14 protein-coding genes are annotated in these 12,248 nt (G+C 34.6%); 4 read left to right on the top strand and 10 right to left on the bottom strand.

The window, feature by feature from the left end; translation table 11 throughout:
• The first annotated feature begins 75 nt into the window (after positions 1-75).
• Entirely contained in the window at positions 76-297 is a 222-nt protein-coding gene (locus HWV58_RS16195) for a PH domain-containing protein (RefSeq protein ID WP_175635092.1), read from the top strand.
• Between the two features lie 97 nt (positions 298-394).
• Here HWV58_RS16195 and HWV58_RS16200 read toward each other — a convergent pair whose 3' ends face one another.
• The 3 genes from HWV58_RS16200 to HWV58_RS16210 form a co-directional block, all read right to left on the bottom strand.
• Positions 395-643, bottom strand: a complete 249-nt coding sequence (locus HWV58_RS16200; protein ID WP_175635093.1) for a hypothetical protein — start codon at positions 641-643, stop codon at positions 395-397.
• A 258-nt stretch (positions 644-901) separates the two neighbouring features.
• A complete protein-coding gene (locus HWV58_RS16205) occupies positions 902-1,321 on the bottom strand; it encodes a hypothetical protein (protein WP_175635094.1) in 420 nt (139 codons plus the stop codon).
• Positions 1,322-1,336: 15 nt separating this feature from the next.
• Positions 1,337-1,834: a hypothetical protein gene (locus tag HWV58_RS16210; RefSeq protein WP_175635095.1), complete on the bottom strand. Its 498-nt coding sequence runs from the start codon at positions 1,832-1,834 to the stop codon at positions 1,337-1,339.
• 479 nt (positions 1,835-2,313) lie between these two features.
• Between HWV58_RS16210 and HWV58_RS16215 the strand changes: the two genes are divergently transcribed.
• Both HWV58_RS16215 and HWV58_RS16220 read left to right on the top strand, forming a co-directional pair.
• Positions 2,314-2,706, top strand: a complete 393-nt coding sequence (locus HWV58_RS16215) for a uracil-DNA glycosylase family protein (protein ID WP_175635096.1) — start codon at positions 2,314-2,316, stop codon at positions 2,704-2,706.
• 74 nt (positions 2,707-2,780) lie between these two features.
• A complete protein-coding gene (locus HWV58_RS16220; RefSeq protein ID WP_175635097.1) occupies positions 2,781-3,047 on the top strand; it encodes a hypothetical protein in 267 nt (88 codons plus the stop codon).
• A 122-nt stretch (positions 3,048-3,169) separates the two neighbouring features.
• Here HWV58_RS16220 and HWV58_RS16225 read toward each other — a convergent pair whose 3' ends face one another.
• From HWV58_RS16225 to mnmE, 6 genes are all read right to left on the bottom strand, one after another.
• Complete coding sequence (locus HWV58_RS16225) at positions 3,170-4,126, bottom strand: hypothetical protein (RefSeq protein ID WP_175635098.1); 957 nt, start codon at positions 4,124-4,126, stop codon at positions 3,170-3,172.
• Positions 4,127-4,129: 3 nt separating this feature from the next.
• Positions 4,130-4,714, bottom strand: coding sequence for a hypothetical protein (locus HWV58_RS16230; protein WP_175635099.1), 585 nt, complete (start codon positions 4,712-4,714; stop codon positions 4,130-4,132).
• Positions 4,692-4,982 (bottom strand): helix-turn-helix transcriptional regulator, encoded by a 291-nt coding sequence (locus HWV58_RS16235; protein ID WP_175635100.1) that lies wholly within the window; start codon positions 4,980-4,982, stop codon positions 4,692-4,694. The genes HWV58_RS16230 and HWV58_RS16235 overlap by 23 nt, the downstream gene beginning before the upstream one ends.
• 116 nt (positions 4,983-5,098) lie before the next feature.
• Positions 5,099-5,989, bottom strand: a complete 891-nt coding sequence (locus HWV58_RS16240) for a hypothetical protein (RefSeq protein WP_175635101.1) — start codon at positions 5,987-5,989, stop codon at positions 5,099-5,101.
• A 2-nt stretch (positions 5,990-5,991) separates the two neighbouring features.
• Positions 5,992-7,098, bottom strand: coding sequence for a site-specific integrase (locus HWV58_RS16245; protein ID WP_175635102.1), 1,107 nt, complete (start codon positions 7,096-7,098; stop codon positions 5,992-5,994).
• Positions 7,099-7,389: 291 nt separating this feature from the next.
• A complete protein-coding gene (gene mnmE, locus HWV58_RS16250) occupies positions 7,390-8,748 on the bottom strand; it encodes a tRNA uridine-5-carboxymethylaminomethyl(34) synthesis GTPase MnmE (RefSeq protein ID WP_175635103.1) in 1,359 nt (452 codons plus the stop codon).
• A gap of 299 nt (positions 8,749-9,047) precedes the next feature.
• Between mnmE and HWV58_RS16255 the strand changes: the two genes are divergently transcribed.
• Positions 9,048-10,172 carry an AI-2E family transporter gene (locus tag HWV58_RS16255; protein ID WP_175635104.1) on the top strand — a complete coding sequence of 375 codons (1,125 nt, stop codon included), beginning with the start codon at positions 9,048-9,050 and terminating at the stop codon, positions 10,170-10,172.
• Positions 10,173-10,431: 259 nt separating this feature from the next.
• Here HWV58_RS16255 and argS read toward each other — a convergent pair whose 3' ends face one another.
• Positions 10,432-12,198, bottom strand: a complete 1,767-nt coding sequence (gene argS / locus HWV58_RS16260) for an arginine--tRNA ligase (protein WP_175635105.1) — start codon at positions 12,196-12,198, stop codon at positions 10,432-10,434.
• Between the last annotated feature and the right edge of the window lie 50 nt (positions 12,199-12,248).

Below are 12,248 nucleotides of genomic sequence, written 5' to 3' on the forward strand. Positions count from 1 at the left end.
AAGTAAGTTGGATAAATCATCTTATACTTTTTTTAATCCCGAAAAACTCCCATACTTGTAAAAAGTCAGCAAGAAATGAACAGAAACGAACTTACCAAAATCACATATTCAGCCTGTTATACTGTAAATGGAATTAAGTATAATAAAACTCCGATATCTGGTAAATTTCATAAGTGGGCTGATGATCCCATCTATGAAAATGAGAAATGGTTTGCAAGAACCGTTGGGATTGTTGAAGACGAAAATGGAAAAGTTTTTAAAGCGCCATGTGACGCTATTTGCTTTTTAGATGTTTAGAGGTAAAGTATATTCCTGCATTGTTTAAAGAAATATTCGGAATGATGCTAATGAATACATTCACAGAGGTGGGTTTTCATATATATTAAGATATTTATTATGCCAAGAATAAATTTTGTATTTTCTCAATTTCTGCAACCACCCCTATGATCACCTTAACATTCCTATCTTCTAAACTTTCGAACAGTTCTCTACTAAAGAAAAAGTGTTCTCCCTCCTCAATTGTATCTGACCATTCTTTTAATTCCCCAGTGATAGCTAAATCAAAAATCTTTTGAATAAGCTTATGCTTTATTTCAATTAAAATCTCAACCGTTTCAGAAATATTGGTTTGGTAATCATTCATATATTAAGGAATGGAACTATCATAATTTCCATCTCCCTAAATATAAAAAGAAGTGTCCAGTTACATTGTAATAACTTAAAAAGGCATTAGATTCCTTTGATTTAATACATTTATTAAGCGTAAACGATAAATTACCTTAACATTGGAAAAAACTTGTTTAAAACATAAATTTTAAAATCAGTTGTTTAAACAAAAAAATAAAAACCTTTATATAGTTTAAATACTCCGCAAGCAAATCAAACTATATAAAGGCTAATATTATTTTACCCTCTCAAGCTCCATTTCCTCGTCAGGCATTTCTAAAGTTAAATGATCTGAAGTTAGATCATATTTCAGTCGAGTAGTTGAATCATCAGAATTAACACCGATAAGCGTATTTTCATCTTGTTGTACAAGCCCTTGTTTAACAATCTCAAAATCCTTTTTAACAAGCAAGTATTTATCATCATTTTTAGTAATGTCAAACAACTTCCCTTTACTAATATTTCTTTGTCCCGTAAGCGCTTCCAACTTGCCTTTTGAAGTAATGACAACCCATTCTCCGCAAAACTTTTGCTCTGTTGATAGTGATTCTTTGTTTTCTGATGCCGAAGACTCCTGATTTGTAGCTATTGTAGTGTTATTGCAAGAATACATTAACAATAAGAATGCAGCACAATAAAAGTAATTTTTGTTCATAATATGGTTATTAATTTAAAAGTTAGAAATTAAACCGGCAAGCTTGTTAACCCTCGCCGAATCAATCAATACATAATCTAGTAGCTTCCATCCACTATCTCTTTTTTCAAAATATGCTTTCCCTAGTACTTTGTATCCCCAGCCTACTTTAGTGAAATTTTGATTAGTAATATCCACACAATTTGAAATTTTAAAGCTTAATGGATATGATACCGTTTCAATACCTCTAGACAAATCTGATGAAGAAGTAATTTTTAATGGGGCGTCTTCCCAACAGCAGTTTTTTTCTGCAGAAATAAATCCTTTGAATTCAAGCTCATAAAGACTGTTTGTTGATTGAATTTCTTTGCCATCCAGTTTTTCAAAATCATTGAACTTAAGAAGCCCTTGAGATGCAGTATTTACATCTAAGGAAATACGTTCAAAAACATCATTACCTCTTTTCTGATCGCCTGAGCAGCCTGCAATTAAAATGTAAGTGGTGAGAACGCTAAATAAATAGTTTTTTTTCATTTAATATTTTTCGATAAATATATAAAGAATTTACACATACATGTATGGGTGAATAAAATTTTCTGTGTCCCGTTATTGCGCCTAATATGGCCGACAAAATTATTCACACAAAAATTGAGTTGTTTGTAATCTCCGAAATAAAAAGAAAGCGAGAAGAGATCGGATTGTCTCAAGCAGATTTTGCATTCCAAATGAATGTATCATATGGCTTTATTGGAAACGTAGAAAGTACAAAATACAGAGCAAAGTACAATCTCAATCATATCAACCAAGCAGCTAAAATCTTCAAGTGTTCAGTAAAAGATTTTTTTCCTGTCGATCCATTTTAAAACTCAGTTTTAAAGCATAAAACTTAGGTTACTTTTTAACTTAAAATATAACCTACTATTGATTTTCAATAAGTTACAATAAATTGTATTAAAAACACCAGAAATTACGAGTGTTTTTGCGGTATTTGCATAATTAAACGATCCACTAAGATGCCACAAAACGAAATTGAAACACACCCGTATCTTCAAGATGGACTTATCCCAAATGCAACAAAACTCATTTTAGGGAGCTTTCCAGTTTATGAATGTACAGATGATGATAACCCCTTAAAAAAAGATATGCGATTAAAAAAAGGATCACAACGGTTTTTTTACGGCAGCAGTAAAAACAAATTTTGGGAAAAATACAGTAACAGTTTAGATTCGACCATCCTTCGTCCGTGGGATAGAGACAAAATTTTAATTAGCTTAAAGAAACATCAAATTGCAATATCTGATACAATAATATCCTGTGATCGCTTCATTGTAAAAAAAGGTGTAGAAAATGGCCTTAGTAGTGAAGATTCTGCTTTACATAATATTGTCATAATGAAGACGCAATAATTAACCTTTTTAATCAAGGCGTAACTAAAGTTATGTGTACGTCAAAAGGCGTACTTAGTACGCTTCATAAAATTATGATTAGAAATGGCGGAAAAGTTGACTTAATATTATCTACCAATTTTCAGTATAGCTTCTTAAAAGCAATCAACGGTAATCTGACGGGAGATTTTAAACCAATAACAATTTCGTTTAATATTGCAGAAAAAACCATTACAGCACTTGCTGTCCCATCCCCAGGTTCATTTCAACGGCAACTCAAACATTTTGGTTTTAATAATGGTGAGGCGAAAAATTACGCAGATCAATATTTTAATAGAGCATTTAATTGGCTAAATGAATAACGTGTTTAAACTAATAAATGCCCAAAGTGGTATAATTGATCCGTCAATACAAAAGACTTTGTTAAATACGAAAATAATAAGGTAAAACAAAAAAGGCGAAAGTGTTATCTTTCGCCTTTTAATTAATGAAAATCTTCAACCGCACATTTTGCTGCCTCATCCAATCTTTTTTCTAATTCAAGCAACATCGCAGGTACTTTACTAGACTGTGTTTTAGATGCTATAGCTTTTACAACAGTCTTTAAGTTTGATGATTGAGCTGGGTATTTAAAAACATTTCTTGCTTTCGCTTCCTGAATCATATTTATTATCCTTCCAAAACCACCTAAACTTTTCATTCCGTGGATAGCTAAGAAATCTCTAAAGCCACTCGCTGTATGGAAAAAGCTGTCTTCTGGAATGTTCAGTTCCATATCCTTTGGTATTAGATCAAAACTTTTACGCCAATAATCAACCAATAAAGGATAATTATTGATTATATCAACGAGTTTTGCCCTTTTAACGTCTAATCTCTTCGAGATTTCCATGTTTCGGTTCATTCGAAATTCGTAACGAAGAACGTTTCTGTTCACAAGATCAGCATTTATTGACACTTGGGTTTTCTTCTCCTTAACTACTTTATCATATAGCAGAACAGTTCTGTTTTTATTTCTGAAATACAGTCCATTATCATCCTCTCTTCGTTTTAAAAAGCCACCTTTTATTAATAATGGATAATAACTCTCTGGTTTGAAGTTCATGAAGAGATTATCAGCTAGGTCAATTCTTCTAACTATCGCTTCTTCTAAGTCTATTCCGAGTAGTCCTTCTAATTCCAAAATTGCTTGAACAAAATCAGGGTACGATAATGTTTTTTGATTGTTACCATAGTAGAACTTACAGATACTCCCATTTATTGTAATGGAATTATTATTTATTCGAATGCCAAAGTTCTTTATGTTGCCACTAAAAAATTCATCTCCAGTAATCTTACTTGTTAATTTATCAGGTTTTTGATTGAACAGACTTAAAATATGATTAAACTGTTTCTTGTTATTAGTAAAATCCAATGCTAAGAACAAAATTAATGTATCAATCACTTTTTAATGATCCGTTAAAAGGTTTATATTAATATTATATCCATCACAATCTCGGTATCCCTTTATTGCAGGTCGATAACTCGAGTAATAATACCTGTACCAGAACAAATTAAAATTACAAAGTTCATTTTGTAATTCACCATCGATAAATTCAATAAACAAGCTCTCACGTGATGGATATTGATTTTCGAATATGTAAACTTCAAAAATCAGATCTTTGGTAACCTTAAACAGAATTAAATCATCTAAACCTTTTCTAAACTTGCCACTCCCTAGCCAACAAATATCATTAGTTAGTTCATTACTGAAATAATTTACAATACTCATTTGCCCAGTATCGCCAGTTTGTTGTAAAATACAAATCGGCATTACGCTTTGATGGTATTTTGCTGAAATAATATATTGGGTAGTTTTTCCCAGCAACGCTGCCAAATTAACTCGTTTAACCTCAATATTATCACATTCAAAAATTTCATTAAATGCTATATGGTTATGCACTTTTTCAATTGGAATGATTGAAAAGCTATCTCCCGACTTGGGAAATAGCTCAAATTTGTAGTAAGCATTAACCATTATATCTACCTCCATTAAATGATTTAGAAGTGGTATAATTAATTGCTTCCTGTTCGATATCATCTACTGTTGAAATTTTATTTTTCAAAAGCCATGCATCAATTTCGTCTTTTTTAAAGATTAAGATCTTGCCTGATGGCTTGTAGTGTGGAAGCTGACCAGATGCCGTTTTTTTGTAGACCCACGACTTTGATAATCCTGTATATCTGCTAAGATCATTGATATTGAAAATAGATTTCTGATTAAGGAGCAAATCCTCAATATGTTCTAAAGTGTTTTTCATTTTTCTTCTTTTAAAATTTTATCATTATATCGGGTTAGCTAAGCCCTGTCCTCAATTGAAGCACAATGATAAATAGAGAAAGAAAATGATAGGGTTGGCAAAAGTTTTAAAAAGGGTTATTTTACTTTCAACCCTTTTAATTTTAGTAACAAGGTTTTTAAATGCGTAAAGTTTCTCGGGGCTTTTATAGGTTTTTGAGATTGGGATTCCAAACTTTTATAATCAAATGGCGAACCATTTTCAGTTTCAAAATGATCAATTATTGTTTTCAATTTAGAATCGCTAAATATTTCTAAACCTGTAATTTCTAAGAAAGGTACTCCGAAGAATAAATTTATAAGATTTGCATTTGATCCGATAAATTTGATTTTTTTCCCCTGTTTAACATTTTTAAAATGAGCCTCGAATTCGTCAAATGTATTGTCGATGTAATGTGTTATTAAACCATTAAAAATTATTTTAACGGCATCATCATTATTTACACCATAATTTAATCTAATAAAAACGTTCGACTGAACATAACTAAAAGCCTCATCTTTAATAGGCATTTGGATATGGTAACTATGTGCAAATTCATTTACCAAACCTTCCATTGTGCTAAATGCGAAAATATAGGATAGCTGCATCCCTAATAGGAGGTCACCATCGACTAACACTCGATTATCCACTCCACTATATCTTTTAAGTAAAGTATCAGTTTCTTCTTTATTTTCAACATACAATTTTAAAGCTTGTTTAAATTGTGAAATAAATTTGAATTGCCTAGCGAGCACGCCTTGGCAAAAATTAACATAGGAGTTTTCTTTACTTGAAAACCCCTCTATTATTTCATCTTTAAACCAATTATGAACTGTATTTAATGTTTGATATGTATTCAATTGACTGCTAACTATATCAATGCACCTTTTCTTATGCTCTAGAGTTCTATCAAAAAAAAAGGTATTGTAATGCCTGCGCGATGCAGAAAATAGTTGGTCAATTTTTTTTATATAATGATACGAATCCATAATTAAATACCAATAGTTGGCATCAAATCTACAACCTTTAGTTTTTGTGTGTTAATTATCTTGCCATAAATTTCTGTTGTTTTCAAATCTTTATGGCCTAATATTTTCGAAACTGTATAAATGTCTGCACCCGAAGTGAGTAAAAGGGTAGCTGCCGTATGCCTCCCACAGTGAAACGTAATTTTTTTATTTATCCCTGCATCCGAGACCCATTGCTGTAAAAGATGATTATTCCAAGCACTGTATTTTAACCCGACAAAAACCCTCTTATCATCTTCCTTTCTATCTCCGAGTAACTGATAAGCTTCTTTTGAAATAGGATTGTACTGTAATGTTTTGGTTTTCTTCTGCCTGAAATGAATCTGCCATCTCTTTTCTGCTTCCCAATATACTACATCCTGCCATGTTAATTCATTAACATCCGACCATCTCATTCCTGTTAAACAGCTAAATAAAAATGCTCTTTTAAGCAGCGGGTATGAGCATGGAGTTTTCACCAATACTTTTAATTCTTCTTCCAACAGAAACTGGCGACTAGTTTCAACAGGTTTAATACCTCCAACTCTTTTACCTGGGTTCTCCAGTATTATTCTATCATTAAAGGCTCGTGTTAATGCAGCCTTAAGCTTATTTAAGTACGAGATAGCAGAATTTTTTGCTAAAGGTGTATTGTTTCTAGTAATTTCTGCATTTTCTAAATAATTTTTAAAGCCTTTAATGAATATTTCATTACAATCACTAAACCTTAAAATATCACTTTTGTTGAATGCGACAAGATGCTTGTATGCACTTTTCCAGTTTCCATAATTACCTTCACTTTTCTTTTTTTCTCGTATTAATTCTTTAAAGTATGCTAAGAAATTAGCCTGACTTTTAAATCCAGTATGGATGTTAAAATGACTTTCTTGCATTTCTAAAATCCGTTTAGCTTTTATCTGTTCTGCAATAGCCAAAGTACGTTTATTATGTTCTTTCTCTAAAGTTGTTTTTGGCTTTTCGTAAACGAACATTTTAAGGTTTTCATACTTAGAAACCCCTTGGTAATAGATGTCTAATGATAAGCTGTAGCGATCGTTTTTTAGCTTGTTTTGTTTAATTTTGATACTCATATCGTATTGATTTTTAATGAACTGTAAAGTTACTTTCACTAAAAATTATAAATAAATATGAGGGGTAAAACCTTTGTCAGCAACTATTTTATTTTATTTCAAAAGAATTTAAAAGACAACAAAAGATAAAACCAAAAGAAATCAGTTTCCTACAATTTTCATACTAATTTTTTTGAGTCCGAAAATTCTCGGAAAAACTTAAGGAATAAATACAGTTAAATGAAACCAAAAGAAGTTGAAAACCCAGTCCATCCTAATATATGATAATATATGCAAACATCTGACAATCAACTATTTACCTATGCAAAACTTCGTAAAAATATTCTCCAGTAAATCGTCTGTCGTAACAGTACCCGTTATCTCACCTAAATAATGGAGGGCCTGTTTAATATCCATAGCCAGAAAATCGGAAGTTACCGGATTATCTACATTATCGAGTACCCGTTGTAGAGCATGTTCGGTTTGTTTCAATGCTTCTACATGGCGGATATTGGTTACCAGTGTTTCGCTGGTATTAATATGGTGCAGGTTAACCTGTTCTAATAAAGTGGTTTTTAACGCTTCAATACCTTGCTTCTCCTTAGCCGAAATAAACACAACATTCAGGTCTGCAAAAGCCTTACGTTGTACTTCGGTAATTAAATCAGCTTTGTTTACCAGAATTAAATATGGAATAGCCAATTGTTCTAATCCGCGGAGCTGTTCTTCAATTTCAGATACACTCTGGGCCGCATCGGCCATATAAATAATCAGTTTGGCCTGTTTCATTTTTTCGAGTGTACGCTCTACTCCCAACGCTTCGATTATATCAGCTGTATCGCGGATGCCCGCGGTATCGATAAAACGGAAAACTACTCCGCCGATAGTTAGTTCGTCTTCAATGGTATCGCGGGTAGTGCCGGCAATGTCCGAAACAATGGCGCGTTCTTCATTTAACAAAGCATTTAACAAGGTCGATTTACCTACGTTAGGCTTGCCCGCTATGACTATCGGAACCCCGTTTTTAATTACATTACCCATTTCGAAAGAAGAAATGAGGCGTTGCAGCACATAATTAATCTTGTTAACCAGGTTTTTCAACTGATCGCGGTTGGCAAATTCTACATCTTCTTCAGCAAAATCGAGCTCAAGCTCAATCATTGAAGCAAAATGAATCAATTGTTCGCGCAAACCTTTCAGTTCATTGGCAAAACCACCACGCATCTGCTGCATGGCTACATCGTGCGAAGCCTTCGAATTTGAAGCAATTAAATCGGCCACCGCTTCTGCCTGACTCAAATCAAACGCACCGTTTAAAAAAGCACGCAAGGTAAATTCTCCTGGTTTAGCGGCTCTCGCCCCTTTGCTAATCAACAGGTTAATAATCTGCTGAATAATATAATTTGAACCGTGACACGAAATTTCGACCACATTTTCTTTGGTGTACGATTTTGGTGCAACAAACAATCCAGCCACAACTTCATCTACAATATGATCGCCATCTTTAACCAGACCAAAATGCAAGGTATGCGATGCCTGTTTTTCGAGGTCTTTGCCTGCAAAAACCGCATTGGTAAGCGAAATGGCTTCAGGTCCGGATAAACGGATAACGCCAATGGCGCCTGATCCTGGCGGGGTAGATAATGCGATGATGGTGTCCTGATTGTTCATATATAATGATAAAAGCCGCAAAAATAAGCCTAATCTGTGGGTATATGGTGTATGGGAAGTAATTTTTTTTACAATTCTTGATTAGTTCAATGGTTCATTCGTCATTTGTTCATTAGTATCAACCCACAGTTTAACCCACTCACTGTTAAACTCATTCCTTGATTATTTAGGTTAACTTGTAAATCGCTTGTTTAAAATTGATCCTCAACTAATCGCCCTATGCGAAACTTAACTAACTTTACCATAACAAAACATTTTCCACCAAACGCTGTTTAAACCTCAATCAGAATAAGCTATTTATGACTAACAATTTACCGCTAACCGTTAAGCGATCGATAGAATTACTGGGCCTAATGGCTATTGTAGCCGTTATGGTTATTGGGCGCGACATCATCATGCCCATGCTCATGGCCTTTTTCATCAGCATTATGCTGCTGCCAGTTTACCGCTTTTTAAAAAGAAAAAAATTCCCCGAAACGCTCGCTATTATTGTATCTATTCTATTGGTAGCGCTCTTTGTAGGACTAATTGTCTGGTTTTTCTCTAACCAGATTGGTATTCTTGTTAAAGATTTTCCGCAAATTAAAGCCAATGTTACCCAGCATATTAACTCGTTAAGCGATTGGATTAGCCGCATTACCCATTACGATGATAAACAGCAAAAAGCCTTTATACAAGGCAAAAGCGACGACCTGATGAACATGGGTACATCGCTTGCAGGTGGTGCCGCCGTAACCCTCAGTGGTGTTTTCGTATTTATTGGTCTTCTGCCCATCTATATCTATTTAATGCTGTTTTATAAAGATATTTTGCTTCGTTTTATCTTTATGTGGTTTAAAACAGACGATCATCCGAAAGTGAAAGAAGCCATTTACGAAACTGAATCAATTATAAAAAGTTATCTTATTGGCCTATTGATTCAGATTACTTATATGACCATTTTATTGGGTGGCATATTAATGTTGATAGGTATTAAACATGCCTTGTTAATCGGGGTTATTTTCGCCATCTTAAATCTTATACCTTATGTTGGGGCTTTAATTGGCAACATCATTGGCGTATTGCTAACACTTACCTCCTCGCAAGAGCTTTGGCCTGTAGTTACTGTACTGGGCGTAATTGCATTTGTTCAGTTTTTAGATAATAATATCCTGATGCCGCGCATTGTGGGTTCTAAAGTAAAAATCAATGCCCTGTTTGCTATTTTAGGTGTATTTATTGGTGGCAGTATAGCGGGGGTTTCGGGTATGTTTTTGGCTTTACCAATTGTAGCCGTGTTAAAAATCATTTTCGACCGTACCGAATCATTTAAACAATGGGGTGTTTTATTGGGTGATGAACGTCCGGCCAAAAGCCCCATGACTTTCCCGGCATTCAGAAAAAAGAAACCAGTGGCTGTAAAATCGGGAACGGAAAAGAAGTAGTCCATAGTCCATAGTCCATAGTCCATAGTCCATAGTCCATAGTCCATAGTCCATAGTCCATAGTCCATAGTCCATAGTCCATAGAATGGAAAAGAAAAAGCATCGAAGGTTTAATCAACGATGCTTTTTCTTTTTACTGTTATTTTAAAATATAGCTAAACTCAGATCTCCTGTCCCACATCTTCCATTTCCCATCTCACATTATCCATTTTCCATCTTCCATTGTCCATCTCACATCGTCCATCTTACATTTTACATTTTACATCCGCTCCGGCGAGGTAATCCCCAAAATCAACATTCCACGGTTAATAATGTCAGCTGTTTTTTTGCAAAGGTTTAAACGGAATTGTTTTTCTGCCCCTTCTTCCATTTTAAGAATATGAGGAACTTCGTGATAAAATTTATTAAACAATTTAGCCAGTTCGTATAGATAGTTGGCTAAACTCGCCGGACTATATGCCTTAGCCGCAATAGCAATTTCGGCAGGATATTTAGCCAATAACAGAATCATCTCCAATTCTACAGGCAAAATTTCAGCTGGTATTGTTGCTGTTAGCTCATAATTAGCTTTCGCCAGTAAAGATTTAATCCTTGCATGGGTATACTGAATAAACGGTCCGGTATTGCCCTGAAAATCGATACTTTCTGCAGGGTTAAACAACAAACGTTTTTTCGGTTCTACTTTCAATAAGAAATATTTTAAAGCACCTAAACCGATATTTTTGTACAATTCATCTTTATCTTCCTGCGCAAAATCATTGGTTTTACCCAATTCTTCAGTTTTTTCGCGGGCAGTAGTCACCATGCTTTCAATCAGCTCATCGGCATCTACAACGGTTCCTTCGCGGCTTTTCATTTTCCCGTTCGGTAAATCTACCATACCGTACGACAAGTGATACAAACCTTTTGCCCAGCTTTTCCCCAGTTTCTCTAAAATCAGGAACAACACTTTAAAGTGATAATCCTGCTCATTACCTACCACGTAAATCGACTCATCCATATTGAAATCGTCGTGTTTCATTTCGGCCGTACCCAAATCCTGGGTAATGTAAACCGAAGTACCATCGGCACGCAGCACGAGCTTCTGGTCTAAGCCATCGGCCGTTAAATCAATCCATACCGAACCATCTTCTTTTTTGAAGAAAACACCTTTTGCCAAACCTTCATCAACCGTACCTTTTCCTAAAAGATAAGTATTGCTTTCGTAGTAAAATTTATCAAAATCTACGCCCAGGTTTTTATAGGTAATATTGAAACCGGCGTAAACCCACTCGTTCATGGTTTTCCAAAGCGAAACCACTTCTTCATCACCCTGTTCCCATTTCAAAAGCATTTGTTGTGCTTCTTTAATCAATGGTGCGTTTTTCTTGGCCTCTTCTTCTGTTTGTCCGTTGGCTTTTAAAGCATCTATCTCTTTCTTGTATTCCTTATCAAAAATTACATAATACCTTCCAACCAGATGATCGCCCTTTTCGCCTGTACTTTCGGGAGTTTCGCCATTGCCCCATTTCTGCCAGGCCAGCATCGATTTACAGATGTGAATACCCCGGTCGTTAACCAGGTTTACCTTTACAACATCATAACCATAAGCCTTAAGCAATTCAGACACCGAATAACCCAATAAGTTATTACGCACATGCCCCAGGTGAAGCGGCTTGTTGGTATTGGGCGATGAATATTCGACCATTACCTTTTTCCCGTTTGAGGGATAAACACCAAAATCAGCAGCCAAAACTTCTTCGTTAAACTGCTTTAAGAAATAACTTTCGGCGATGCTCAGGTTCAAAAAACCTTTAACTACATTAAATTTGGTTATATTTTCTACATTAGCCACTAAATATTCGCCAATTTCGGTAGCAGTTTGCTCAGGCGATTTTTTAGAAATTTTAGTAATCGGAAAAACCACAATGGTAGCCTGTCCTTCAAATTCTTTACGCGTTTCTTGTATATTGATTACACTTTCAGCTACTTCTTCTTTATAAAGCTCCAAAATAGCTTTCTGTGTCTCGGTAATAATAAAATTCATGGCGTAAAAATAGAGAAAAAAGTCCGGAGTCGGAAAGTCCGGAGTTAGAA

The sequence above is a fragment of the Pedobacter ghigonis genome, from assembly GCF_903166585.1.
Taxonomy (GTDB): domain Bacteria; phylum Bacteroidota; class Bacteroidia; order Sphingobacteriales; family Sphingobacteriaceae; genus Pedobacter; species Pedobacter ghigonis.